This is a genomic window from Cryptosporangium sp. NPDC048952 (genome assembly GCF_043197895.1).
Taxonomy (GTDB): domain Bacteria; phylum Actinomycetota; class Actinomycetes; order Mycobacteriales; family Cryptosporangiaceae; genus Cryptosporangium.
In genome coordinates this window covers 1-23,912 of record NZ_JBICTY010000002.1, presented here as the reverse complement: position 1 = coordinate 23,912, position 23,912 = coordinate 1, and the positions used below count along the sequence as shown (strand labels likewise).

Sequence of the window (23,912 nt, the reverse complement as noted above, 5' to 3'; positions counted from 1 at the left end):
AAAACCCCGGGTTCCTGCTGAAGTCGACGGCGCCGGAGGATCTGGTGGCGCTGGTGCGGGTGGCGGCGTCGGGGGCGACCGTGTTGTCGCCGGAGGCGACGCAGCACCTCGTGTCCGCCGTGGGCGACCGGGAGCGGGCCGTGCTCGCCTGCCTGGGCGCCGGGCGCTCGAACCAGCAGATCGCGCGGCACCTGCACCTGTCCGAGGCGACGGTGAAGGGGTACGTCTCGCGGCTCTTGCTCGAGCTCGGCTGCGACAACCGCACGCAGGCGGGGTTGCTCGCCCGGGAAGCCGGACTTCGGGGTGACTTTTGAAGTCGAACGGGGTACACATCACTTAACGGACATTTCTCCCGTCAAGGAGGAGAGCCCATGGCGGATCACTCCGAGCCGACGAACAGGCACTCGGCTCACGAGCGGTCTGACCACCACCTACCGCCCTCGCCGATGCCGGCGCTCGCGGCCGGTAACCGCGACACCGCGGTGATCATGCTGGCCAGCGCCACGGCGATCTTTCTCGCGCTGGCGGTGGCGCTGAGCATCATGCTCTGGCGGGGCCGCTCCGACGACACGATGGCCGCGCGGGCGGCGTCGGCACGCGCGACGGCGCCACAGGCGGAGGTCGCACCTGGGCCGAGCGAAGGGGTTGCGTCGGGGGCGCAGGCGCCGGCGGCTGATCATGCGGAGGAGGCTTCTTCGGAAGAGGCTGCTTCGGAGGAGTCCGCGGAGGCGACTGCCGAGGCTTCCGCGGAAGCCTCGGAGGAAGCACACGCTGCCGCAACGGCGGAGTCGACGGTCGAGGCCGAGGACCCGGACGCCGCCGCGACGCTCAGCGCCTCGGAGCAGGCCGCCGCCGCGCACGACGACGAGCTCCCGATCACCGGGTCGAACCTCCAGGTGCCGCTGGTCGCGGGCACCGGGGCCGCGATCGCGCTCGCCGGCCTGGCGCTGGTGCGGGTGACCCGCCGCCGAGTAGCGGCCGCAGCCGCCGCCGGTGTGCAGCTCACCGCCGTCGACGCGCTGTGGTTGTTCCTGGAGGAGACCCGGCGCAGCCCGGAGGACGGCCCCGAGCCACGCCACCTCTCCCCCGCCGACCAGACCGCCCGTCTGCAGCGAGTAGCGGAGCAGGCGTCCCGCCGCCGCTGAGCGGCGCTGCAGGATTCAGGCTTGGAAGTGCGCGGCCTAAGCTGTCGCGCATGGCCGATGCCGACGACGTGCGCGCGATCGCATTGGGGTTGCCCGACGTCGTCGAGATCGAGAGCGACGGCTTCGATTTCCGGGTGCACGGCAAGGGGTTCGTCTGGTCGTACCCCGAGCGCAACCCCGGTGAGCGGCGTCGGCTGCGCACCGACATCGCGGTGCTCTTCGTCGGTGACGAAGCGGAGAAGCAGGCGTTGGTGCTCGGCGAGCCCGACCTGTTCTTCACCACCCCCGGCTACGACGGGTTGCCGCTGGTGATGTGCCGGTTGGAGCGGGTGGACGTCACCCGGTTGACCGAACTCGTCACCGACGCGTGGGACATGCGGTCTCAGTCGAAGTCCGCGGGCTCGGCCTGATCGCGGGCCTGGGCGAGCATCCGCTGCAGTTGGCCGGACGTGGTCCTGGTCGTGGAGAGTTCGGGGAGCGCGTCGAGCGCGAAGAACCCGACGTCGCTCGTCTCGCCGTCGAGGCCAGCGACGGGTGCGGCGTCGTTGGTGCGTTCCATGACGAAGAACAGCTTGTAGATGTGCCACGGACCGGCCGCGGAGTGGCCGTTGTGCGCGGTGCCGTCGTAGACGGCTGCGAGCTTGGTCGCCCGCACGGCGAGTCCGGCTTCCTCGGCGAACTCGCGTTCGGCGGCGACGGACGGGAGGTCCAGGGCGTCCGCCCAGCCGCCGGGGAGGGTCCATCGGCCGTCCCGGGCCTCGCGGACGAGGAGCACGCGGTCCTCGTCGTCGAACAGCGCGCCACGGACGTCGACCTTCGGCGTGGCATGACCGCGCTCCAGCGCCAGCTGCGCTTCGACGTCGACGGGCTCGGCGTCGGTGATCATGCTCATCAGCTCGGCGGAGAGCGTTCGCATGCGGGTGTAGCGGTCGATGTCGTAGTGGTCGGTGCCGTAGTTCAGCCCGTTCTGGGCCATCGCCGCCAGCTCGATGGCCATGCGGTGCAGGGTAGGGGCAAGGGGTGCAGCCATACCCCAATCCTGCCCAACCCTCCCACCCACCCCGCCCCCGCCCCGCGATCGACCGGGAGTCGTGACGAGTCTCCGTCGTCAGCCCGAGAACTCGCCCGGCCACTCGGGAACCAAGTCGGCGGCGTCGGAGGCGGAGCCTGGGAAGCGAGGTGGGCGCTTTTCGAGGAAGGACGCGACTCCCTCGGCCACCTCCGGGCTCACGCCGAGCGTGCTGATCACGCGGGAGTCGAGCCGGTGGGCGTCCCACGGCGAGGACGCCCCGAGCATCGACCACAGCATCCGCCGGGACGCCGCCACCGACACCGCGGATGTGTTCTCCGCGATCTCCGTAGCGATCCCCCGCACGACGTCGAGCAGGTCCGAATCCGGCACCACCCGCGACACGAGCCGCCCCGCCAACGCCTCCGACGCGGGAAAGACCCGCCCCGTCGCCACCCACTCCATCGCCTGCGAAATCCCCACCACCCGAGGCAGGAACCAACTCGACGCCGCCTCCGGCACCAACCCGCGCCGCGCGAAGACGAACCCGAACTTCGCCGATGCAGCAGCCACCCGGATGTCCATCGGCAACGTCATCGTCGCCCCGACCCCCACCGCCGGCCCGTTGATCGCTCCGATCACCGGCTTCGACGACCCCGCGATCCGCAGCGACACCACCCCGCCGAGATCCCGCGGCGCACCGTCGATCAGATCGCGGCCGGTCCGCTCCGGCCGCTCCGGGTCGAACGTGTCCGGCCCGCCCGAGAGGTCCGCGCCGGCGCAGAACGCCCGGCCGCGCCCGGTCACCACGACCACCCGCACCGCGTCGTCGGCGTCCGTCACGTCGAACGCCGTGACGATCTCCCGGGCCATCGTCGGTGTGAACGCGTTCAGCTTCTCGGGCCGATCGAGTGTGATCGTCGCGATCCCGTCGGCGATGTCCAGCGCTACCGAGTCCACAGTGTTCCCTCCGACGGCGGTGTCGAGGGATTATTCCCTGATCCCGATGTGCTCCACCGGCGGCGTGCGCAACAGGCGGCCGATCGGCAGCACGGTCGTGGCCAGCGCCAGCAGCGTCGCACCGCCGACCACCACGACCAGCCCCAGCGGCGGCACGTACGGGACCGGGCTGCCGGTCAGCGCCCGCACCACCGACGCGAGCGTCCAGGCCGCGATCACGCCGCCGATCACCAGCGCCACGCCCAGCAGACCGACCTGCTCGGCGTGCATCATCCGCTTCACCTGGCCCCGCGTCAGTCCGACGAGACGCAGCACCGCGAGCTCGCGCCGACGGGCCAGCGCCGCCACCACCATCGTGTTGGCCGCCGCCAGCGCCGCATAACCGACCATCACGCCGATCAGCAGCTTGTTGGCCCACGCTCCGATCGCGAGATCCTCGGCCAGGCCGGCGGTGAGGTCGTCGCGGGCGACCAGCGCGCTGCCGGGATAGTGCGAGGCCACCGCGGCGAGTGCGGCGGGATCACCCGACCGGATCAGTATCTGGTCGTCCAGGCCGGTCCGCGTGTGCCCGGCCACGGTCGCCGTCGCCATCGTGACGTCACCGAATCCGAGACCCCGCTGGTAGATCGCGGCCACCCGCAGCTTCACCGGCGTGCCGTCGGCCAGGAAGAACTCGGCGCTCTCACCGAGCTTCCACGAGGACGACGAGGCCCGCAGCGACGACACCGCGACCGTGTCCCTCCCGAGGTCCGCGAGCGATCCCTCCACCACGTCCAGATCGACGGTCTTCGCCAGCGTCGCCGGGTCGACGGCCTGCGCACCGGCCGGTTCGATGCCGTCGAACACCGAGACGACGACGGTCGTGGCGCGCACCGGGGTCGCGGCCTCGACGCCGGGGACCCTGCGGATCTCGTCGAGCGCCGACGCGGGCAGCCCGGCGGGCGCGACGAGCGCGTGCTGGGCGAGCGTGCCGTCGCGGCGCTGGTCCACGGTGGTGTGTTCGAGGTTGTCCTGGAGGAACCAGACCGACCCGCCGAGACCGACCGCGAGCACCAGCGCGGTCAGCACGGTGGCCGCGCCCTTCGCATTGGCCCGCAGGTTGGCCGCCGCGAGGTATCCGCTGGAGCGCCACGCCACCTGCAGGAACGGGTCGAGCACCCGGGCGGCGAACCGGTTGATCCACGGCGCGAGCAGCCCGATCGCGATGACGAACAGGTACAGCATGCCGGAGGCGGTCGTGACCGCGACCAACCCACTGGTACCGAGCGTCGTCGTGCTCAGCGTGATCGCGCCGACCAGCGTCACCAGGCCGGCGACCAACCGCGCCTTGCTGCTGCGGCCCGGGTCCACCGCGGCCTCGCCCAGCGCTTCGGTGGGGCGGATCCTGGTCACGCGCCGGGACGCGGCCAGCGTGGCCAGCACCGCGACGAGCGTCGTCGCCAGTACCGCGACCGGCGCGGCCGCCACGCCGGGAACGATCGGGAAGGAGTCCGGCACGAACCCGCGGTCGACGAGCTCGCCGTGCACCCAGCGGGTCGCCAGCAGACCGAGCGGGACCCCGATCACCGCGCCGACGACGCTGAGCAGCACGGCCTCCGCGAGCAGCATCCGGCGTACCTGGCCGGGCGTGGCCGCGATCGCGCGGAGCAGCGCCAGGTCACGCCGACGGTGACGCACCGAGAGCCCCACCGTGCCCGCGACGACGAACCCGATGAGCAGCGCCACGTAACCACCGAACGCGGCACAGAGCTGGATCAGCAGGCCCTTGGCGTCGAGGTTCGCGGACGGTTCGGCGCGGCCCTTGTCGTCGCCCGAAAAGACGCGCACCCCGGACTCGTCGGCCAGCTTCGTGACGACCGCCACCGCGGACGGATCCGCTCGCAGGGCGATCGCGGTCACCAGGCCGGGCGTCGGGTTCAGCTGCTCCGCCCGTGCGTCGCTGAAGTAGACGGATCCGGCGTCGTCGACGACGCCGCTGACCGTGAACTGCTGGGTGACGCCGCCGACGAGCAGGTCGAGGGAGTCACCCGGCTTTCCCTTCCTCCTGTCGACGACGACCTGGTCGGCGCCGGTGGGCTGGGTGCCGTCGACGAGGTCGACCCCGCCGAGAGCCGCGCTGCTCCAGCCGTGCCCCGTGGCCGGGGAGTTGCCGATCGGCACCGAGACGTCGGCGACGACGGTGTCCACGCCCTGGATGTCCCTGAGCTCGTCGGCCAGCGACGACGGCACCGCGCCACCGTCGGGCAGGTGCACGGTGGTCGTCGTCTGCTCGCCGTCGAACTCCGTGAACGTCCGGGAGACGTCCGGCCGCGCCACGACGAGGTCGGCAGCGGCGTAGCGGTGCGGCTCGGCCCGGTACCGCAGCCCGGACTCGACGAGCGTCCCCATGCTGGTCAGGATCAGGACCCCGGAGGCGAGCGCGACCAGCGTCGCGGCGGCCGTCCCCCAGCGGTGCTTCAACAGTCGTGCCGCGAGCGCGATCATGCCGCTCGCCGCCGACCCAGCGACGCGAGGATCTCGGCGATCTTGGTCGCGCCCGGCTGCGGCACGTCCTGGACGATGCGCCCGTCCGCGAGCACCAGCACCCGGTCGGCCCAGGACGCGGCCACCGGGTCGTGCGTCACCATGACGACGGTCTGCGCCTGCTCGTCGACCAGTGCGCGCAGTAACGCGAGGACGTCGGCGGCGGTGGACGTGTCGAGCGCGCCGGTCGGTTCGTCGCAGAAGATCACGTCGGGACGCGTGGCGAGCGCGCGGGCGATCGCGACACGCTGCTGCTGACCGCCGGAGAGTTCGGACGGTCGGTGGCGCAGCCGTTCGCTGAGCCCGACCCGGCTGACGACCTGGTCGAACCAGGCGCGGTCGGGGCGGACGCCCGACAGCCGCGACGGCAGCAGGATGTTCTCCTCGACGGTGAGGGCACCGAGCAGGTTGAACGCCTGGAACACGAAGCCGATGCGGTCACGGCGCAGCTTCGTCAGTTTGGTCTCGGACAGACCGGACAGTTCGGTGTCGCCGAGCCAGACCCGGCCCGACGACGGCCGGTCGAGGCCGGCGGCGGTCTGCAGCAGCGTGCTCTTACCGGACCCGGAGGGTCCCATGATGGCGGTGAATGTGCCGCGTGCGAAGGCGGCGTCGACGCCCGCGAGTGCCGTCACCGGCTGGCGCTCGGAGCCGTAGACGCGGGTCAGCTGCTCGACCCGGACTGCGTGATGATCCTGTGGGAAAGGCATACCTGAACGCTAGGAAAATCGGCCGCCGGCGACGATGAAGCCTACGACCGAACCCAGGTACAGCAGGCACTACTTTCCCGGCTCCCGGTCGGCCAACTGCGCGATCAGGGCGTCGATCTCGTCCCGGCGCTCGCCCTCGTCGAGAGCGTCCCGGGCCTCGGTGAGCACGTGCCGGGCGAGGTCGGTCGCGCCGAGGTCGGCGAGCAGGCGACCGTGGAGCGTACGTGCCGCCGAGAGCTGTGACGCGGCGCCGATCAGGTCGAAGTACTCCACCGCGGTGGCCGCGTGCCCCGCCGCGTCGGCGATCCGGTCCTGGGCGGACAGGATGCGCGCACCGTCGTAGTGCATCATGCCGATCTCGTACGGGATCCCGGGCTCGTCGTCGGGGAGCGTCTCGCTGAGCTTGGTGGCGGCCTCCAGCGCGGCGACGCTCCGCTCGGGTTGGCCGGCCCAGTGCCACGCCAGCGCGGCTCGGCGACGATTGTGCAGGTGCCGACCGTCGTCCTCGGCCGCCGCGAACGCGTCCGCGGCGAGTTCGTAGTGCGCGGCGGCGGCCTCGTCCCGGTCGAGCCGGTCGAGCACGTCGGCGGCCTGACCCCGCATCCGACCGAGGTTCTCGTGGTCACCGAGCGGACCGCACTCCTCGGCGACCTCGTCGAACAGCACCAGCGCCTGTTCGTCGAGGCCCAGGTCCGCGTAACACTCGGCGAGCAGCGACTTCGCCTCGAGCAACGTGACGGCGTCGTCCTCGGTGAACGCGCCGATCGCGTCCTCGAGGGCGTCCACCGCCTCGTCGGGCCGGTCGGCGACCAGGTACACCCGGCCGAGCTCGACCTGCGCGTACGCGGCGCCTCGCGGCTCGTCGTCGTCCTCGAACGCGGTGACGGCGTCGCCGAACGCGGCGGCCGCGTCCATCGGCCGACCGAGGTGCAGCGCCACCTGTCCGCGCAGCCCGAGCGCCTCCGCGCGGGCGGCCGGCTCGGCGCTGCGCGCCGCCTCGCCGAGCAGCGCGTAGGCCGCGTCCAGCTCGCTCAGGTTCGCGCGGAGCCGTCCACCGATCAGCTGCGCCTTGTGCAGGCCCTCGGCGGGGGCCAGCTCCTCGTACAGCGCGGCCGCCCGGTCGGCGAGCTCGCGCGCCTCGGCCCACCGGTCGGGGCCGCCTTCTCCGACCAGGTGCGCCAGCGACAGGGTGGCGTCCGCGCGCATGGCGTCGGCCTCAGGCGCGGATCCGAGGTCCGCCGCGGTGTCGGCGATCGCCAGCGCCCGGCGCGCGGTCTTCTCCGCGTCCGCGCGGCGATCCGCGACGCGCAGTGCCCTGGCGAGCCGGGACGCGGCCGCGCACCGCTGCAGGGCGTCACCGTGGGTGTCCACGATCGCCGCCTCGGCCTCGGCCATCGGCAGACCCCGGTCGCTGTCGCCGATGACGCACAGCAGCAGGCCGTGGCGCTGCCGGGCGGCGGCCGCGCGGACGTCGTCCAGTCCGGCGAGGGTCTCGGTGGCCTCGGCCCAGTACCGCAGGGCGCCGCTCAGGCGGTGGTTACGCGCGTGGCGGGCACCCTCGTAGAGCAGGCGCTGGCCGCGCAGAACACCGGTCGGTTCGGGGCAGAGTTCGTCGAAGCGGGCCCAGGCGGTCTCGACGGCTTGGTCGTTGTGGAGGCACTCCTGGAGGGCGGTCCAGTCGATGAGGGCCTGGGGGTCGGTGGGGAGGGTGGGGGTGGGGGTGGGTGCCGGCTCCTGCACGGGGGTGGGGCTCGCCTTCCGGCGCGCCGGACCGGAGAGGGGAACCGCGTCGGCCAGCGGCTCCGCGTTCAGCTGCTCCGTCGTCCAGTCGCCCACGGCCGAGGTGCCGTTGCGGGCGTCGAACCGTTCGGCCAGCGCCGTGGCGCGGGCCGCGAGCTCTTCCCCGAACTCCGCGGCCCGCCGCTCGGCGCCGCCGGTACGCACCGGGGCGTCGCCTGCCAGGCGCAGCGCGTGGGCCGAACAGGCGCTGAACATCAGGTCCGCCATCGGTGTCGAGGGCTCGTCGAGCCACCCGGCGTGACGCTGCACCAGCTCCACCGCACGGGGCACGTTGCCGGTGCGCGCGCAGAACCCGATGTGCCGACCGATCGCGCCGAGGTCGCTGCGCGAGGTCTGCAGCTGCCGGTACGCCCGCCGGTGCGCGTCCGCCGCCTCCGCGTACCGCCCCGTGCGCACGTACGGCTCGAGCAGCGCGGTCAGGATCGCCGCCGGCTGTTCGACGCAGGAGAGCGAACCGGTCAGCACCGGCGCGGCGACCGCCAGAGCGTCGTCGTACTGTTCGGCTTTGAGCAGGTGCCAGGCCTTCTGGGTGGGCTCGCACCCGATGCAGTCCGAGAGCTCGCCGCGCGGGGCGGCGCCCCACAGCCGGTACTGCTCGGCGGCGGTCTCCCGGTCACCCACGTGGTCCGCGACCTCGGTGCGGAGCATGTGGACCGGGTTCATCGAGTGCCCCGCCAGCCGATAGCGGCGCTCCATGTCGTCGAGCACCGCGTACGTACGGTCGAGCGGCACTTCCGGAAACGTGGTCAGCCCGCTGACGACGTGCTTGAACGCCCCCATCAGCGAGTGGTCGTAGCTGGGGTCGGCGTCGCCGCGGTCGTGGACGGCCAGGCACCACGCGAACGGCACGAACGACTTCGCCCGCTCGCCCGCGTCGGTGTACGCGCTGATCGCGAGGATGCGCGCGGCGTACTGCAGATCGCTGAGCTGCTGGGCGTCGGCGTGCCGGATCACCTCCTCGACGGCCGTCACCTGGGCGCGTCCGTACGGCATCCGCCACGCCTCGGCGAGCAGGTGCTCGAGGTCGTGCGGGCTGGCGTTCATCGGTCAGCGTCTCCCATCGGTCAGCGCGCAGATCCGCCGCACCAGCGCGCTGCGGTGGTCGAGCACCAGTTGCGGACGTTCGTCGATGATTCCGCGGAGGTCGACCTGGAACGAACGCTGCGCAGGCACGCGGGCATTGTGCCGTAACACGGCATGGCTCCGCGAACCTAGAACCTGTTCTAATATCAGCACATGAAGTGGACCCTCGCAGCGGCGCTGCTGCCCGCCCAGCACCTCGTCGACGTCGCCCGCACCGCGGAAGAGAGCGGCTACAACTCCGTCGCGATGCCCGATTCGGTGTTCTTTCCGGAGAAGGTCTCGGCGAAGTATCCGTACACAAAGGACGGAAGCCGCTTCTGGCCGCCGGAGACGGAATTCGTCGACCCGTTCGTCGCCATACCGGCGATGGCGGCGGTGACGTCGCGGCTGGAATTTCATACGAACGTCTGCAAGCTGCCGCTGCGCGATCCTCTTCTCACGGCCAAACAGGTGGCGTCGATCGCGGTGCTGTCGAACAACCGGTTCGCGTTCGGCGTGGGGCTGTCGTGGATCCCCGAGGAGTTCCGGTACACCCACACCGACATGCGGACGCGCGGCGCGCGGGTGGACGAGGCGATCGACATCCTCAAGGCGGTGTGCGCGGGCAACGGTCCGGAGTGGGTGGAGTACCACGGCAAGCACTATGACTTCGACCGGCTGATGATCTCCCCGGCCCCGGACCGGCCGGTTCGCATTTTGGTCGGCGGCCACAGTGAACCGGCGTTGAGGCGCACCGCACGCGTAGCCGACGGCTGGATTTCCGTTAACACGTCGCCCGACAAGATCATCGAGGCCTGCACGCGCCTGCACGAACTACGCGCCGAGTACGGCCGCACCGACGAGCCGTTCGAAATCATCGCCGGCCCCGTCGGCAACGTGAGCCGGGACGACTACCAGCGCCTCGAGGAGGCCGGTGTCACCGAGTGCCAGGCCGCACCGTGGTGGCAGTACGGCGTCGACTTCCAGGACAAGCAGGCCCTGATCGAGTCCGCCCGCCGCTTCGCCGGCGAGGTGATCGAGACGTACTGAGCCCCGTGGCGGCCGGGTCTAGAGCGCGGCCTCGACCTCGTCGCGCGTGCGCGCCGGGTCCGGGACCGAAGGCCGAGTCGATGCCACCGATGCGGTGACACCAGCCGCCACCCGCGCCTGCGCCTCGCGGAACTCACGCAGCGGCGCGTCCACGCCGTTCACCACCGCACGCAGCGCGGCCCGTCGTAACCGCAGCTTCACCGCGCCCGGCCGTTGGTAGAGCGCCAGTTTCTGCGCCCACTCCGGCAGCATGTCCCGAGCGGCCCAGTCCATGAACTCACTCCCCGGCTCCCACGGCTTCCGCCCGTTCCCGCGCAGGTTCGGGCCCGTACCGAACGCCTTGATCGGCGTCACCGCGAGCTTGGGCAGGTACGACTCGAGACAGTCGAGCGTCTCCTGCTTGGTCGTCGGCAGGTCGGTGCCACCCAGCGCCTCCCCCACCCGCACGAACTCGCCGTAGTACCGGTCGATGTCGTCGAGCGGAGCCCGGTGGTACCGCTCGTGCGCGGTGGCCAGCCCCCACACCACCGTCGCGTAGTTCCACCGCAGCCACTCGGGCGAGTCGGCGTCGTAGGCCAACCCGTCCGGCCGGACCCCCTTCACGGTGTGGTGCATCGCCCGCACGGTGCGGGCCAGGTTCTCCGCGGTCGTCGTCGACCCGTACGCCGTCCCGATGAAGAACGCTACCGAGTGACCGAGCCGCACCTTGCCGCCCTCTTCGTCGATAGCGCCGGTGGGCACCCCGTCTTTCCGCTCGACCAGCCGCGAATGGTCGTACCCCATCCAGCTGATGCTCGGATCGAGGCCCTCGATGTACGCCGCCGCGACCAGCCCGAGGATCACGGCGGGCGTGTGCGAGTGGACGTACCAGACCGCGCTCTCCGGTCCGAACCATCCGGGATCCCCCTCCGGCCCCCGGAAGTCCATGCCTCGGAAGAAGCGGGTGCGGGTGTCGGCGTCGAACGATTGCTGGAAGCGCGTTGCGAGCAGGTTCGGCATCGGAGGAGCCTCCAGTTCTGGCTACGGCTGTATCCAGACTAAGCGTCTGGCCACGGTCGTGTCCAGACTTGTACGGTGAGGGCATGACCCGATGGGCGGGCGTCTCCGCGGGCGACCGCCGCGCCGAGCGACGCGAGATGCTCGTCCGCGCCGGTTACCAGCTCTTCGGCGACGGCGCGCTCACGGTCCGCGCGGTGTGCCGCGAGGCCGACCTGCACTCCCGCTACTTCTACGAGAGCTTCGCCGATGTCGGCGAACTGTTGTCAGCGATCTACGACCGCCAGGCAACCGCTTTGGGCGACGCTCTACACGGCGCGGTCGCGGCCGCGGGACCCGGCGCGGAGGCGCAGACGCGGGCCGGTGTGCGTGCCGTACTGGAGTTCCTGCGTGACGACCCCCGTCGAGGCCGGTTGTTGTTCAGCAGCGAGGTGCTGGCGAGCCGTCGCCGGGTGACCGAGACCGAACTGCTCGAAGTGCTCGTCGCGATGGGGCGCCCGGACCTGTCGTCGCTGGTCGCAGCCACGATGTTCACGGGCGCGATGTCGGAGCTCGCCCGCCAGTGGTCCGACGGCCGCCTGGGCGACGACCTCGACGCGGTCGTCGACACCGCAGTGGCGCTGGCCTCCGCCCTCCGACGGGCCACGGTGATTGATAAGTCGGGCTGATTAATCGGCCTGTTTTTCGTCTTTGTGGTTATCGATCGCCGAACCTACCGTCGAGGCATCCCACTCGACGGCGAGGAGACAGCGATGGAGCTGCGGCACCTGCGCTACTTCGCGGCGGTCGCGGAGACGTGCCACTTCGGGCGCGCCGCGGAGCAGCTTCACCTCGCCCAGCCCGCACTCTCGCAGGCGATCCGCCAGCTCGAGGCCGAGCTCGGTGCCGCGCTGTTCACGCGCACCACCCGGCAGGTGACGCTCACCCCAGCCGGGGAGTTCTTCCTGCACGAGACGCGTCGCACGCTCGACGCCCTCGAAGCCGCGACGCACGGGGTCCGGCGCATCTCGGAGGGCCAGGTCGGGCTCGTCCGCCTGGGCCTGACCGGCACCGCCGCCTACTCGCACCTGCCGCGGATCGCGCGGACCGTGAAGGAACGGCTCCCGGGCATCGCGCTGGAGATCCACGCCGACCTGCTCACCCCCGCCCAGTGCGACCGCCTCCGCGACGGCGCCCTCGACCTGGCCGTGCTCCGCCCGCCCACGACCGGCGAGGGCATCGAGACCCGCACCCTGACCACCGAACCCCTGACCCTCGCCCTCCCCGCCACCCACCCCCTGACCACCGAGCCGATCGTCGAGCTCGCGCGACTCGCCGGCGAGGACTTCGTCCTGTACGCGGCGAGCGGCTCGGTCGTGAACGACGCCGTGATCCGCGCCTGCCGCGCAGCGGGGTTCGTGCCCCAGCGCACCCACACCGCCCAGGGCACCGCCGTGCTCCTGGCCCTCGTCGCAGCCGGCCTGGGCCTGGCCATGGTCCCCGCCGGCGTCCGCGCAGTCCCCCTGGACGGCGTCGTCTTCCGCGACCTGGCCGACGCGGGCTCGATCGACCTCGCCCTCGCCTGGCGCTCCGACGACGACAACCCCGCCGTAGCGGCCGTGGTGGCCGCGATCGAGTCCGGCCTGTCGGCCGACGAAGCCGCCACACCGGCGGCCGCCGCGACCGCGGTGCGCACCCGCGAGGAGCAATCGTGAAGATCACCGGGGTCGAGGCGATCCCGTTCGCCATCCCGTACACGAAGCCGCTGAGATTCGCGTCCGGCGAGGTCACCACCGCCGAGCACGTGCTCGTCCGGATCAGCACCGAGGACGGCGTCGTCGGCACCGCCGAAGCACCCCCGCGCCCGTTCACGTACGGCGAAACCCAGGCGAGCATCGTCGCGGTGATCGACACGATCTTCGCGCCACAGATCGTCGGCCTGCGCCTCACCGAGCGCGAACTCGTCCGCGAACGACTCGACCGCACCGTGGGCAACCCCACTGCCAAGGCCGCGATCGACATGGCCCTCTGGGACGCGTTCGGCCGCACGACCGGCGTCGGCGTCTCCGAACTCCTCGGCGGCTTCACCGACCGCATGCGCGTCAGCCACATGCTCGGCTTCGCCGAACCGGCCGCGATGGTGGCCGAGGCCGAACGCATCGTGGACACGTTCGGGATCCGCACGTTCAAAGTGAAGGTCGGCCGCCGACCGGTCACCCTCGACACCGCCGTGGTCCGCGCGCTCCGCGACCGGTTCGCGAACGACGTCGAACTGTACGTGGACGGAAACCGGGGCTGGACGGCGTCGGAATCACTGACGGCGATGCGGGAGATGACCGACCTCGGCCTGACCTTCGCCGAGGAGCTGTGCCCGGCGGACGACGTCCTCGGACGTCGGTGGCTGGTCGACAAGCTCGACGTACCGTTCATCGCCGACGAGTCGGTGGTGACGCAGGCCGACGTCACCCGCGAGGTCCTCGGCGGCGCCGCCACCGCGATCAGCATCAAGACCGCGCGCACCGGTTTCACCGGCTCCCAGCGCACGCACCACCTCGCCGAGGGACTCGGGCTGGAACTCGTGATGGGCAACCAGATCGACGGTCAGCTCGGCACCGCGTGCACCGTCGCGTTCGGCGCCGCGTACGCCCGCACGTCGCGGCGCGCCGGCGAGCTCTCCAACTTCCTCGACATGAGCGACGACCTGCTCACCGAACCGCTGCAGATCCGGGACGGCGAGCTGCTCGTCCGTTCCGGCGCAGGACTCGGGGTCGACGTCGACCCCGACAAGCTCGCCAGATACCGCCAGGACTGAAAGGACACCCCCTCATGAGCATCGACGAGGTCGCCACCGCCGCCGCCTCGGGAGCCGCTGCGACCGAGCGCTTCCACAGCGACAAATCCCCGTACGCCGCCGTCCGCGACACCCCGCCCGAGCGGGTGAACCTGCTGGCCCGGGAGATCCTCGGCGCTGTCCACGACACGATCCGCCGCCACCACGTCACCTACGACGAGTACAACGCTTTCAAGGCATGGATGATCCAGGTCGGCGAAGACGGCGAGTGGCCGCTGTTCCTGGACGTGTGGACCGAGCACGTGGTCGAGGACGTCAACACGTCGCACCGTCGCGGGAACAAGGGCACGATCGAGGGCCCGTACTACGTGCCCGGCGCTCCGGAGCAGGGCGCGGACGGCGTGATCCCGATGCGCGACGGCGAGCACGGCACGCCGCTGACCTGGGAAGGCGCGATCACGTCGACCGACGGGACGCCGCTGGCCGGCACGATCGAGCTCTGGCACGCCGACGACGACGGCTACTACAGCCAGTTCGCGCCGGGCATCCCCGAGTGGAACCTGCGCGGCACGTTCACGACCGGCTCGGACGGCAGGTTCCGGATCCGGACGATCCAGCCCGCGCCGTACCAGATCCCGACCGACGGGGCCTGCGGAGCGCTCATCGACGCCGCGGGGTGGCACTCGTGGCGTCCGGCGCACCTGCACGTCAAGGTGGCCGCGGAGGGGCACGAGCAGCTCACCGCGCAGCTGTACTTCCCCGGCGACGCCCACAACGACGACGACATCGCCGACGCGGTGAAGCCCGAGCTGATCCTGGCGCCGGTGACGCAGCCGGACGGCAGTGTGCACGTCGACTACGGTTTCGTGCTGGACCCCGCCTGATGCTGTTCCACGTGCGGATGGACGTCCGTCTCCCCCACGATCTCGACCCGGGCGACAGGGCCGGGATCGTGGCCCGGGAAAAGGAGTACTCGCAGGGGCTCCAGCGGGCGGGCAAGTGGCCGCACCTCTGGCGCATCGTCGGCGAGTACAGCAACTACTCCATTTTCGACGTCGAATCGAACGACGAGCTGCACGCCCTGTTGTCGGGGTTGCCGTTGTTCCCGTACCTGGACGTCCACGTGACGCCGCTCGCGACACACCCGTCCGACGTCAACGGCTGACCCCACGGCCGACCAGGGACTTCGGGCCGCCGAGCAGGGCGGCGACGCTCAGCGCGGTGCGTGGGTCGAAGGGCTGGCGCCAGAGACCGCCGTGGGCGGCGTCGACGAAGACGCTCTCGGGGTGGGCGTCGGACGCCGCGACCGGCCGGTGCACGTCCGCCACCAGCTTCGCCGCCGCGAGGGCCCGCGCGGTCTCCGGCCGGAAGATCTCGACACCGAACGCACCCGCCCCCGCGTACACCGAGTTGAGCACGCGGTTCTTCGTCACCGACCTGGTCCACGATGCCGGAGCCACCGTGCTCGAGATCGGCCGCCCGGCGTGGAACTGCAGCACCGCACGCCACCGCTGCAGCCGCTTGGCCAGCGCGTAGTTCGGCCCCTGGATCGGCACCAGCGTGTCCGAGAGCCCCCACGCCCGCCCGGTGTCGTCGGCGTACGTCTCCGGGTACGCGGGCCGGAACAACCGCCGCCCGCTCGCCAGCGCCGCGACCCGGTGCGCAGGCCCGTTCCAGCGCCGGGAACGCCCCCGCTCCCGCGCCTCGGCGACCGCGTCCGACGGCACCAGAAAACTGTCGGTCGGGGTGTGTAGATAGGACAGCACCGCATCCGGACGAGAGGTGGTCAGCGTATGAGCGAGCACGTCTGCGGCCAGGTTCACCTCCACGTGCGCGGCCCCGTCGGCATAGGCGTGGCTGCCGAGCACCGGCACCGCGTCGCCATTCCACCGCCCGGCGAGCCAGCTCGCCAGCGCGGGCAGGTCTGCCCCGATGTCGACGCCCGGCACGTCGTCGATCACCGGGAACGTGAGCGTGCCCGCCGAGGGAAGACCCCGGAGGCGTTCCCAGATCGCGGCGCCCGGCACGTCCACGGCCACCACCCGCACACCCCAGCGCAGCAGCGACTCGATCGGCCCCATCTCGGCACCGGCGCCGAGCAGGATCACCTCGTACCCCGGCAGCGCGAGCCGCGCCGGCTCCTCCACCACCGTCTGCACGGCGTCGGCGAAGCCCTGCTCCACGATGCCGCGCCGCACCCACTCCCGCAGCTGGCGCTCGAGCGCGACGCCGTGCAGCGTCTCGCCGCGGTAGGGCACCTCCAGCCGCTCGAGCCGCTCGGCCGTGCCCTCGACCTGCGACGTGCCGAGGCGATCGTCCGCCGGCACGTCCCGCGCCCACGTCGCGATCGGTGTCTCCGCGCCGTCGGCCGCTCGGAACACCAGCCGGTCCCACGCCGACTGCAGCCCGTACTCGGCGATCGCCACCGAGTCCTTCGCCAACGCGCTCTCCCGCGTCGAGGCGGCGAAGAATTCGGCGTAGCTCTTACGCCAGTCGGTCGCCTGCCGGGCCTGCCCGGCGAGCCGCCCGTCCACCCGCACGAGCGAGTCGGCCACGATGTCGGCGCCCGTCCTCGACGAACTCCGACGGCCGTCGACGGTGGGAAATCGCACCCCGTGGCGCTCGGCGGCCATCGAACCTCCTCGTTCGGCTGCTGCTCGGTGCACAGTCTTCCTGATGCCCGCACGGCGCCGTTAGTCCGAGGTCCGCTGTTCCGCCGTCAGCCGTCCGCGTCGAGTTCGTCGCCGACGATGTCCGCGCGCAGCGCGTTGAGCCGCTCCATCGACCGCACCGCACTCGCCGGGTCGTGCGCGGCCACCGACAGCTCGAGCGCCCGGGCGACGACCATCGCCATGATGACGCCGTCGCTGGTGCCGGTCGTGGTCTGCGGGGTGGCCAGAACGATGTCCACCCGGTCGCGCAGTGCCGACCCCAGCGTCTCGCTGATCAGGATCGTCGTCGCTCCTGCCTTCCCCGCGTGGTCGATCACCGCGTCGACTTCGCGGAAGCGGCGCAGCGTGGCGAAGACGACGACGACGTCGGACCCGGTGACGTCCAGCAGGTTGTCGGCCAGTGCGAATCCGGTGGCGTGCATGCTGACGCTGCGCAGGCCGTGACGGTTGAGGTAGATGCTGAGATAGTCGGCCGGGCAGCCGCTCGGCCCGATGCCGTAGGTGAGCACACGTTCGGCACGCACCATCGCGGTGACGGCGCGGTTCCAGCCGTCCGCGTCCAGCTCCGCTTCGAACTGAGTGAGCAGCTCCGCGGTGTCCCGGAGCACCTTCGTCGCCCCTGACCCCGAACCGCTGAGCTGGCCGAGCTGGTCGTCGAGCACCTTCGACGGATCCCGGTGCCGCCCGGAGACGGCCAGCGCCGACCGGCGCAACTCCCGGTAGCTCTGATAGCCGAGCTTTTTCGTCGTCCGCACCACCGTGGCGTCGCTGGTGGACGTGAGCTCGCCGAGCTCTGCCGTCGACGAGACGGCGACCAGGGCCGGGTTGGCCGCCATGAACGCGGCGACCTGCGCTTCGCTCGGCGTCAGCGAAGGGGTGACGGCGGCGACCCGCTCGTGCAGTGGGGTGCTGGCTTCCAACTCGTACTCACTTTCCTCCCGGCGACCCTTGTCGGACTGCCGTAGAGACTACTACAGTCTCGGCCAATTCCTGAAGTAAATGCTTCAGGACTCCGGCCACCGGAAGGGTGCTCGCCTGTGGACGACGCAGACTTTCTCATTGTGGGCGGCGGTGTGTACGGCACCGCCCTCGCGTACGAAATCGTGTCGACGGGATCGTCCGTCACGCTCGTCGAGGCCGACCGCCTGGCCACGCGCGCGTCCGGCGGACCCGGCAAGCGCGGCGTACGGGCGAACGGTCGCAATTCGCGGGAACTTCCGCTGGTCCACGAAGCCTTGGCGCAGTGGCCGTCCCTGTCCGAGTTGCTCGGCGCGGAAACCGGATTCGAGCGGCTCGGGGGCCTCATGCTGGTCGATTCCGCCCCGGAGCAGGGCGAGATCGGCTGGGCGCGCGCGGAGGCGCACCAGCGGCTGCAGGCCACCTTCGGCCTCGCGTCACGGCTGCTCGCCCGCGACGACCTGGCGGCGTTGGAACCCGGCGTCGCGCCTTCCGCGGCCGGTGCGCTGTTCAATCCCGACGAGGGGATAGCCGACCAGCGAAGCACTGCGCTGGCCTACGCGGCCGCCGCTGGGAAGCTCGGCGCTTCGATCCGGGAGTCGAGCCCGGTCCTGGACATCAACCCCGGCTCGCGGCCCGCCGTCCGGCTGCGCGACGGCACGACGCTGCGAGCCCGCCGCGCGGTCGTCCTCGCGACCAACCATGGGACGAACGCGCTGCTCGAACGTTCAGCGATGCCGGTTCTCCCGCTGTGGACGATGGCGCCGCAGGTGCTGATGGTCCAGGCCAAGGACGACTACCAGCCCCGCCACCTGGTCGGACATCTGGCCAAGACCCTGTCGGTCAAACCTCTGAGCGACGGCATCACGATGATTTCCGGCGGCATGCGCGGCCGGTGGGATCCACGCACGAACACCGGTCGTCCGGTCGACGCCTCGATCGGGGAAAGCCTCGACGTCGCCGCGTCGGTCTTCCCGGCGCTGGCCGGTGGCGCCCTGATGACGGCCGACGCCGGTTCCCCCGAGACCTACACGCCCGACGGGCTCCCCTACCTCGACTTCCTCGACGCCGACCGGCGGATCTTCGTGGCCACCGGCTGGCACGGGCACGGGTTCGCCATCGCGCCGGCGGTCGCCCGGCACGCCGCGGACTGGCTGACCAGCGGTCGCCGACCGGACGTGCTCGCACCCTTCCGGATCCGACTCCGATGACCAGAGAGCAGGCCGTTGCCATGGATCACCTCCGACCCCCCTCCGTCCGCCGCGCTCTGCTCACCGGCGTCCTCGCGCTCGTCGTCGCGGCCGCCGCCGCCTGCGCGGTCGATCCAGCCGCCGACGGCCCGACCCAACCCCAGGCCTCTCGATCCTCGGCCCCGGACGTCCGCGAAGTTCCGGCATTAGCCAAGCAGGTTCCGTCCCCGCTCCGAACGAAGGGCGTGCTACGCGTGGCGACCAGCTCGTCGTTGCCGCCGATGACGTTCGTCGCGGACGACAACGCGACTCTCGTCGGCCTCGACGTCGACATGGCGAAGGCAGTCGCGGCCACGCTGGGGCTACGCGCCGACGTGACGACCGCCGGATTCGACACGCTCGTGCCCGGCCTGCAGGCGGGGCGCTTCGACATGGTGATGTCGTCGATGGGCGTCACCGCCGAACGCCAGCGCGTGGTCGACTTCGTTGACTACTACTACGGTGGGCAAGGCTTTCTGGCGTCGAAGAGCAGCGGCTTCGCCGTCACCGACCTGCGGGATCTCTGCGGCAAACGGGTCGCCGTCCAGACCGGCAGCACCCAGCAGTCCACCCTTGAGGACTCCCGGGCACTCTGCGCCGAGGCCGGCCGACGTCCCTACGAGCTCCAGGCCTTCCCCGACACCAACGCCGCCGTCCTGGCGATCAGAGGGAACCGGGTGGACGTGTTCTACGCCAGCATCTCCGTCGTCGCGTGGACGGCCGACCAGAACAAGGCCTTCCGGATCGCCGGCCGGTACAAGCGGGCGATGGTCGGTGCCGCGCTCCCCAAGGCCACACCGCTGACGCGGCTCGTGCAGCTCGCCGTTCAGCACCTGATCGACGACGGCACCTACCGCACGATCCTCGATCAGTGGGGGCTGGCCGACAACGCCGTGCGGACCGCCCGCGTCAACAGCGCGGCCGCAGCATGAGCGCCGCGACCGCACCGGTGACGAGTGTGGACGAGGCCCCGCTGACCGTACGGGCCCAACGTCATCCGGGCCGGTGGGCGGGCGGTGCCGTGGTCCTCCTGCTCACCGCCGAAGTGCTCTGGTCGATGACCAGCAATCCTCGCTTCGAGTGGGACGTCGTCGCCGACTACCTGTTCGCGCGCGCGATCCTCGTCGGTCTGCTGAACACGGTGCAGCTCACCGTCGTCGCGATGATTGCCGGGTCGGCGCTGGGCACGGTTCTCGCCGTGCTCCGGCTGTCACCCAACCCGGTGGTCTCCGGGGTCGTCGGTGCCTACGTCTGGGTATTCCGGGCCACGCCGCTGCTCGTGCAGCTGCTGTTCTGGTACAACCTCGCGGCGCTGTACCCGTCGGTCGCGCTCGCCGTACCGTTCGGCGGTCCCGCCCTGGTCGAGGTGCCCGCCGAGCAGCTGATCAGTGTGTGGACCGCCGCGCTGCTCGGACTCTCCCTGCACCAGGCCGCGTACACGGCCGAGATCGTGCGAGCCGGCATCCTCTCCGTCGACGCCGGTCAGCGGGAGGCGGCGACCGCCCTGGGCATGTCCCATCTGCTGACCCTGCGGCGGATCGTGCTGCCGCAAGCCATGCGATCGATCGTTCCGCCCATGGGCAACGAGGTGATCAGCATGATGAAAACGACGTCGCTGGTCAGCATCATCGCTGTTCCCGAACTGCTCAACACCGCGCAGACGATCTACGCCCGGACCTATCAGACGATCCCGCTTCTCATCGTCGCGACGCTCTACTACCTCGCGCTGACGGCGCTGCTCACCGCCGGCCAATCCCTGCTCGAACGCCGATTCGGACGCGGCACGAAGGAGGCCCGATGACCGGCCCGCTGGTGAACGCCGTCGGAGTCCGCAAGTCGTTCCATTCCCACGAGGTACTGAAGGGCGTCGACCTGTCCGTCGACACCGGCCAGGTGCTGTGCCTCATCGGGCCCTCGGGCTCGGGCAAGAGCACGATGCTCCGGTGCATCAACCACTTGGAGACGATCAGCGGCGGGTACCTGACCGTCGACGGTCAGCACGTCGGCTACGAGCGGCGAGGCACCGTGCTGCGCGAGATCCCGGCGCGGGAAGCCGCTCGCCGCCGCGCCGAGATCGGCATGGTCTTCCAGCAGTTCAACCTGTTCCCGCATCTGACCGTCGTCGAGAACATCGTCGAAGCGCCGATACGCGTCCGGAAGCAGAAAACGGCGCCGGCCCGCGCCCGGGCCGCGGAGCTGTTGGATCAGGTCGGGCTGGCACACAAGGCCGACGCCTATCCCCGCCAGTTGTCCGGCGGTCAGCAGCAGCGGGTCGCGATCGCGCGGGCGCTGGCGATGGACCCGAAACTCATGCTGTTCGACGAGCCGACGTCCGCGCTCGATCCCGAACTGGTCGGCGACGTGCTCGCGGTGATGGCCGACCTCGCCCGGTCCGGCATGACGATGCTCGTCGTGACGCACGAGATGGAGTTCGCGCGGGCCGTCGCCGATGAGATCGTCTTCATGGCCGAGGGCCGGATCGTCGAGCGGGGCCGGCCGGACGACGTGCTTTCCCGGCCGACCCACGAGCGGACCCGGTCGTTCCTGGCCCGGGTGAGTACCGCCGGGCGGGAACGATCGTCTCCGCGACCCGATATACCTCCTCCAGCAGCGGGTCACCGGATGGTGGAGTAGCGCTCGAGCCCGCGGGCCCCGAACGGCTGTGGCTCAGTAGCGGACGTCGCTGGCCAGGAGCGGTGGGTAGACGGTCGAGGGCTCGCCGTCGACGGTCGTGCCGGCGAACTGCAGCATCGCGCGCAGGGCGCCGTGCATCGGGGCCGGGTAGTCGAGCGATGGCGCCGAGACCTCGTCCAGTGCCTGGATCTGCTCCGGCGTCAGCGTGACGTCGAGCGCCGCCAGGTTCGTCTGCAGGTGCTCCAGGCGGCGGGCGCCCAGGATCGGCACGACCGTCCCGGGACGGGCACGCAACCACGCCAGCGCGACCGCCGCGGACGAAACCCCGAGCGACCCGGCGACCGCGCCCACCGCGTCGATCACGCGGAACTCCTCATCGGTCGGGCCACCGACGTACGCCGCCCGCGCGGAGTCGCTCACCGCGACGCCACGCCGGTACTTGCCCGACAGGAACCCGTTGCGCAGCGGGCTCCACGGCACGAGCGCCAGGCCCTGGTCCGCGGCCAACGGCGCGATCTCGCCCTCGACGCCCCGGGCCAGCAGCGAGTACTCCACCTGCAGTGCCACCAGCGGTGTCCAACCCCGCAGCACCGCCAGGGTCTGCGCCTGCGCGGTCACCCACGCGGGCACGTTCGAGAAGCCCACGTACCGGATCGTGCCCGCGCGCACGAGGTCGTCCAACGCGCTCATCGTCTCCTCGATCGGCGTGTTCCGATCCCAGTTGTGCAGCCAGTACAGGTCGAGGTAGTCGGTGCTCAGACGGCGCAGCGTCTCGTGCAACTGGGCCCGGATCGACGACCGGCCGGCGCCGCCGCCGTTCGGGTTCCCGGGGTGCATGTTCGTGAAGAACTTCGACGCGAGGACCACCCGCGAACGACTCCCCGGGCGCGCCGCGAAGTAGTCGCCCAGGATCTTCTCGGAGTGCCCGTTGGCGTAGAAGTTCGCGGTGTCGACGAAGTTCCCGCCCAGGTCGAGATAGGTGGCGAGGATCTTCTCCGACTCTTCGACCCCCGATCCGGCGGCGCCCGGGTCGTCGCCGAACGTCATCGCGCCGAGGGCGAGCGGGCTGACGCGCAGGCCGGAGCGGCCGAGGGTGACGTAGTGGTCGAGTGGCATGGTGCCTGGCCTCCAAAGGTTGGTGGGACCAGCTCACCGCACGGGGCAGAAACCGGGTAGATCGATCCTGGCTACCTCTTGCACGATCCTGCTCGATCTGGCTGGATCGAACAGTGACCCCACTCGCGGAGCTGATCGACAGGCATGCCCGCTCCGACTTCCGGACGTCGATCAGCGGGCTGGCGCTCTCCAAGATTCAGACGTCCGAACCGGACCACGAACTCACCGAGCCGCTGTTCGTCGTCATGGCTCAGGGCGCCAAGCGACTACTCCTCGGTGAGCAGCAATTCGAATACCGCGCGGGCGATTATCTCGTCGTGACGACGGACCTCCCGGTCACGGGGCACTTCGTCGACGCGACGAGAACGAACCCCGCACTCGGGCTCGGCCTGGCGCTCCGCCCGGAGGACATCGCGCCGCTGCTGCTGCGGGCACCGGGCGGCCGCGCCCCGGACAACCTCCCCACCCTGGCCACCGGCACGGCCGACGCCGCCCTGCTCGACGCCGTCACCCGGCTCGTCCGGCTCCTCGATCACCCGGACGACGCGCCCGTGCTGGCGCCGCTCGTCGTCACGGAAATTCTGTGGCGGTTGCTCACCGGGCCGCACGGCCCGCTGCTGCGGCGGATCGGCACCCCCGACAGCGACCTGTCGCACGTCAACCGGGCGATCCGGTGGATCCGGAGCAACTACGCCGAACCGCTCCGGATCGACGACCTCGCGCAGCGCGCCGGGATGAGCCCGTCGGCGTTCCACCGGCGCTTCCGCGCCCTCACCGCGATGAGCCCGCTGCAGTTCCAGAAGCGCATCCGCCTCCAGGAGGCCCGCGCGTTGCTGGTCGCCGACGCCGGTGACGTCGCCCGCGTCGGCCACCTCGTCGGCTACGACAGCCCGTCGCAGTTCAGCCGCGAGTACCGGCGGCAGTTCGGCGCCCCACCCGGTCAGGACGCCACCCGCCTCCGCACGGCCGAGGCGCGCTAGCGGCGCTGCTCCACGTGCACCCGGATGCCGCCCGCGGCGTCGACCCAGCCCTTCTTCGTGGCGTACTCGATCATCTGGTCGAACCCGGCACGCCACCCGGTCTCGTCCGCCACCGGACCCGCGAGCGACACCAGCGTCGACGCGGGCAGCACCAGGTGGTCCGGGTCGGCCCACGTGCCGACCCGGCCGGGCGCCCCGTGGGGGGGCGGGCCCCCCCCCGGGCCGCGCGCGGGGGGGGGGGAGTGGCCCGGGGCCGACACCCGCAAAAACCCCGGGGGGTGATAGGGGGAGGACACCAC

At 71.3% G+C, this 23,912-nt stretch carries 24 protein-coding genes and 1 pseudogene; 14 read left to right on the top strand and 11 right to left on the bottom strand.

The genetic code is table 11. The features are described 5' to 3' along the window. Positions 1-8: 8 nt before the first annotated feature. The 3 genes and pseudogenes from ACGFY5_RS08195 to ACGFY5_RS08185 form a co-directional block, all read left to right on the top strand. A pseudogene (locus ACGFY5_RS08195) lies at positions 9-314 on the top strand (response regulator transcription factor); the annotation flags it as partial. Between the two features lie 57 nt (positions 315-371). Further along, positions 372-1,145 (top strand): hypothetical protein, encoded by a 774-nt coding sequence (locus tag ACGFY5_RS08190; RefSeq protein ID WP_392718756.1) that lies wholly within the window; start codon positions 372-374, stop codon positions 1,143-1,145. A gap of 50 nt (positions 1,146-1,195) precedes the next feature. Beyond that, complete coding sequence (locus tag ACGFY5_RS08185) at positions 1,196-1,555, top strand: MmcQ/YjbR family DNA-binding protein (protein ID WP_392718753.1); 360 nt, start codon at positions 1,196-1,198, stop codon at positions 1,553-1,555. On the opposite strand, the gene ACGFY5_RS08180 is transcribed toward ACGFY5_RS08185, so the two are convergent. The 6 genes from ACGFY5_RS08180 to ACGFY5_RS08155 form a co-directional block, all read right to left on the bottom strand. Further along, positions 1,528-2,142 carry an NUDIX hydrolase N-terminal domain-containing protein gene (locus ACGFY5_RS08180; protein ID WP_392718752.1) on the bottom strand — a complete coding sequence of 205 codons (615 nt, stop codon included), beginning with the start codon at positions 2,140-2,142 and terminating at the stop codon, positions 1,528-1,530. The two genes, ACGFY5_RS08185 and ACGFY5_RS08180, sit on opposite strands and share 28 nt — an antisense overlap. Before the next feature lie 111 nt (positions 2,143-2,253). Then, positions 2,254-3,114 (bottom strand): enoyl-CoA hydratase-related protein, encoded by an 861-nt coding sequence (locus tag ACGFY5_RS08175; protein ID WP_392718749.1) that lies wholly within the window; start codon positions 3,112-3,114, stop codon positions 2,254-2,256. Positions 3,115-3,144: 30 nt separating this feature from the next. Continuing rightward, the gene (locus ACGFY5_RS08170) at positions 3,145-5,598 is read right to left on the bottom strand and encodes an ABC transporter permease (protein WP_392718747.1); all 2,454 of its coding nucleotides are present in this window, start codon (positions 5,596-5,598) and stop codon (positions 3,145-3,147) included. Continuing rightward, complete coding sequence (locus tag ACGFY5_RS08165; protein ID WP_392718745.1) at positions 5,595-6,347, bottom strand: ABC transporter ATP-binding protein; 753 nt, start codon at positions 6,345-6,347, stop codon at positions 5,595-5,597. Before ACGFY5_RS08165 ends, ACGFY5_RS08170 begins: the two co-directional genes overlap by 4 nt. Before the next feature lie 69 nt (positions 6,348-6,416). Further along, positions 6,417-9,191, bottom strand: a complete 2,775-nt coding sequence (locus ACGFY5_RS08160; protein ID WP_392718742.1) for a hypothetical protein — start codon at positions 9,189-9,191, stop codon at positions 6,417-6,419. A gap of 3 nt (positions 9,192-9,194) precedes the next feature. After that, the gene (locus ACGFY5_RS08155; protein ID WP_392718740.1) at positions 9,195-9,320 is read right to left on the bottom strand and encodes a hypothetical protein; all 126 of its coding nucleotides are present in this window, start codon (positions 9,318-9,320) and stop codon (positions 9,195-9,197) included. A gap of 63 nt (positions 9,321-9,383) precedes the next feature. On the opposite strand from ACGFY5_RS08155, the gene ACGFY5_RS08150 reads away from it, so the two are divergent. Continuing rightward, positions 9,384-10,259: a TIGR03619 family F420-dependent LLM class oxidoreductase gene (locus ACGFY5_RS08150; protein ID WP_392718738.1), complete on the top strand. Its 876-nt coding sequence runs from the start codon at positions 9,384-9,386 to the stop codon at positions 10,257-10,259. 18 nt (positions 10,260-10,277) lie between these two features. Here ACGFY5_RS08150 and ACGFY5_RS08145 read toward each other — a convergent pair whose 3' ends face one another. Continuing rightward, complete coding sequence (locus ACGFY5_RS08145) at positions 10,278-11,258, bottom strand: oxygenase MpaB family protein (RefSeq protein ID WP_392718736.1); 981 nt, start codon at positions 11,256-11,258, stop codon at positions 10,278-10,280. A gap of 83 nt (positions 11,259-11,341) precedes the next feature. Between ACGFY5_RS08145 and ACGFY5_RS08140 the strand changes: the two genes are divergently transcribed. The 5 genes from ACGFY5_RS08140 (at position 11,342) to catC (ending at position 15,190) form a co-directional block, all read left to right on the top strand. Further along, on the top strand, positions 11,342-11,923 hold the full coding sequence (locus ACGFY5_RS08140) for a TetR/AcrR family transcriptional regulator (protein ID WP_392718734.1): 582 nt from the start codon (positions 11,342-11,344) through the stop codon (positions 11,921-11,923). Positions 11,924-12,007: 84 nt separating this feature from the next. After that, a complete protein-coding gene (locus tag ACGFY5_RS08135; RefSeq protein ID WP_392718732.1) occupies positions 12,008-12,949 on the top strand; it encodes a LysR substrate-binding domain-containing protein in 942 nt (313 codons plus the stop codon). Further along, positions 12,946-14,046 (top strand): mandelate racemase/muconate lactonizing enzyme family protein, encoded by a 1,101-nt coding sequence (locus ACGFY5_RS08130; protein ID WP_392718731.1) that lies wholly within the window; start codon positions 12,946-12,948, stop codon positions 14,044-14,046. Before ACGFY5_RS08135 ends, ACGFY5_RS08130 begins: the two co-directional genes overlap by 4 nt. A gap of 14 nt (positions 14,047-14,060) precedes the next feature. Continuing rightward, a complete protein-coding gene (gene catA, locus ACGFY5_RS08125) occupies positions 14,061-14,909 on the top strand; it encodes a catechol 1,2-dioxygenase (protein ID WP_392718729.1) in 849 nt (282 codons plus the stop codon). Further along, entirely contained in the window at positions 14,909-15,190 is a 282-nt protein-coding gene (catC, locus tag ACGFY5_RS08120) for a muconolactone Delta-isomerase (RefSeq protein WP_392718727.1), read from the top strand. The genes catA and catC overlap by 1 nt, the downstream gene beginning before the upstream one ends. Here catC and ACGFY5_RS08115 read toward each other — a convergent pair. Both ACGFY5_RS08115 and ACGFY5_RS08110 read right to left on the bottom strand, forming a co-directional pair. Next, a complete protein-coding gene (locus ACGFY5_RS08115) occupies positions 15,180-16,658 on the bottom strand; it encodes a hypothetical protein (protein ID WP_392718725.1) in 1,479 nt (492 codons plus the stop codon). The genes catC and ACGFY5_RS08115 overlap by 11 nt on opposite strands. 86 nt (positions 16,659-16,744) lie before the next feature. Continuing rightward, positions 16,745-17,617 carry a MurR/RpiR family transcriptional regulator gene (locus ACGFY5_RS08110; RefSeq protein ID WP_392718723.1) on the bottom strand — a complete coding sequence of 291 codons (873 nt, stop codon included), beginning with the start codon at positions 17,615-17,617 and terminating at the stop codon, positions 16,745-16,747. Positions 17,618-17,734: 117 nt separating this feature from the next. On the opposite strand from ACGFY5_RS08110, the gene ACGFY5_RS08105 reads away from it, so the two are divergent. The 4 genes from ACGFY5_RS08105 to ACGFY5_RS08090 are packed head-to-tail and all read left to right on the top strand — an operon-like array spanning position 17,735 to position 21,517. Beyond that, positions 17,735-18,865, top strand: a complete 1,131-nt coding sequence (locus ACGFY5_RS08105; protein ID WP_392718721.1) for an NAD(P)/FAD-dependent oxidoreductase — start codon at positions 17,735-17,737, stop codon at positions 18,863-18,865. 20 nt (positions 18,866-18,885) lie between these two features. Then, positions 18,886-19,815, top strand: coding sequence for an ABC transporter substrate-binding protein (locus tag ACGFY5_RS08100; RefSeq protein ID WP_392718719.1), 930 nt, complete (start codon positions 18,886-18,888; stop codon positions 19,813-19,815). Further along, the gene (locus ACGFY5_RS08095) at positions 19,812-20,684 is read left to right on the top strand and encodes an amino acid ABC transporter permease (RefSeq protein WP_392718717.1); all 873 of its coding nucleotides are present in this window, start codon (positions 19,812-19,814) and stop codon (positions 20,682-20,684) included. Before ACGFY5_RS08100 ends, ACGFY5_RS08095 begins: the two co-directional genes overlap by 4 nt. Further along, positions 20,681-21,517, top strand: a complete 837-nt coding sequence (locus ACGFY5_RS08090; protein ID WP_392718715.1) for an amino acid ABC transporter ATP-binding protein — start codon at positions 20,681-20,683, stop codon at positions 21,515-21,517. Before ACGFY5_RS08095 ends, ACGFY5_RS08090 begins: the two co-directional genes overlap by 4 nt. A gap of 33 nt (positions 21,518-21,550) precedes the next feature. Here the strand turns inward: ACGFY5_RS08090 and ACGFY5_RS08085 are convergent, their stop codons facing one another. After that, complete coding sequence (locus ACGFY5_RS08085) at positions 21,551-22,633, bottom strand: aldo/keto reductase (protein WP_392718713.1); 1,083 nt, start codon at positions 22,631-22,633, stop codon at positions 21,551-21,553. Between the two features lie 113 nt (positions 22,634-22,746). Between ACGFY5_RS08085 and ACGFY5_RS08080 the strand changes: the two genes are divergently transcribed. Further along, on the top strand, positions 22,747-23,613 hold the full coding sequence (locus tag ACGFY5_RS08080) for an AraC family transcriptional regulator N-terminal domain-containing protein (RefSeq protein ID WP_392718711.1): 867 nt from the start codon (positions 22,747-22,749) through the stop codon (positions 23,611-23,613). Here the strand turns inward: ACGFY5_RS08080 and ACGFY5_RS08075 are convergent. Next, positions 23,610-23,912 (bottom strand): hypothetical protein (locus tag ACGFY5_RS08075; RefSeq protein WP_392718709.1); only part of this gene is annotated, 303 nt, incomplete at its 5' end. The genes ACGFY5_RS08080 and ACGFY5_RS08075 overlap by 4 nt on opposite strands.

Bases quoted from the DNA above. Each gene is read 5' to 3' on its own strand.
- ACGFY5_RS08190 (WP_392718756.1), top strand. From the start codon at position 372: ATGGCGGATCACTCCGAGCCGACGAACAGGCACTCGGCTCACGAGCGG.
- ACGFY5_RS08185 (WP_392718753.1), top strand. From the start codon at position 1,196: ATGGCCGATGCCGACGACGTGCGCGCGATCGCATTGGGGTTGCCCGAC.
- ACGFY5_RS08180 (WP_392718752.1), bottom strand. From the start codon at position 2,142: ATGGCCATCGAGCTGGCGGCGATGGCCCAGAACGGGCTGAACTACGGC.
- ACGFY5_RS08170 (WP_392718747.1), bottom strand. From the start codon at position 5,598: ATGATCGCGCTCGCGGCACGACTGTTGAAGCACCGCTGGGGGACGGCC.
- ACGFY5_RS08165 (WP_392718745.1), bottom strand. From the start codon at position 6,347: ATGCCTTTCCCACAGGATCATCACGCAGTCCGGGTCGAGCAGCTGACC.
- ACGFY5_RS08160 (WP_392718742.1), bottom strand. From the start codon at position 9,191: ATGAACGCCAGCCCGCACGACCTCGAGCACCTGCTCGCCGAGGCGTGG.
- ACGFY5_RS08150 (WP_392718738.1), top strand. From the start codon at position 9,384: ATGAAGTGGACCCTCGCAGCGGCGCTGCTGCCCGCCCAGCACCTCGTC.
- ACGFY5_RS08145 (WP_392718736.1), bottom strand. From the start codon at position 11,258: ATGCCGAACCTGCTCGCAACGCGCTTCCAGCAATCGTTCGACGCCGAC.
- ACGFY5_RS08140 (WP_392718734.1), top strand. From the start codon at position 11,342: ATGACCCGATGGGCGGGCGTCTCCGCGGGCGACCGCCGCGCCGAGCGA.
- ACGFY5_RS08135 (WP_392718732.1), top strand. From the start codon at position 12,008: ATGGAGCTGCGGCACCTGCGCTACTTCGCGGCGGTCGCGGAGACGTGC.
- catA (WP_392718729.1), top strand. From the start codon at position 14,061: ATGAGCATCGACGAGGTCGCCACCGCCGCCGCCTCGGGAGCCGCTGCG.
- catC (WP_392718727.1), top strand. From the start codon at position 14,909: ATGCTGTTCCACGTGCGGATGGACGTCCGTCTCCCCCACGATCTCGAC.
- ACGFY5_RS08115 (WP_392718725.1), bottom strand. From the start codon at position 16,658: ATGGCCGCCGAGCGCCACGGGGTGCGATTTCCCACCGTCGACGGCCGT.
- ACGFY5_RS08100 (WP_392718719.1), top strand. From the start codon at position 18,886: ATGGATCACCTCCGACCCCCCTCCGTCCGCCGCGCTCTGCTCACCGGC.
- ACGFY5_RS08095 (WP_392718717.1), top strand. From the start codon at position 19,812: ATGAGCGCCGCGACCGCACCGGTGACGAGTGTGGACGAGGCCCCGCTG.
- ACGFY5_RS08090 (WP_392718715.1), top strand. From the start codon at position 20,681: ATGACCGGCCCGCTGGTGAACGCCGTCGGAGTCCGCAAGTCGTTCCAT.
- ACGFY5_RS08085 (WP_392718713.1), bottom strand. From the start codon at position 22,633: ATGCCACTCGACCACTACGTCACCCTCGGCCGCTCCGGCCTGCGCGTC.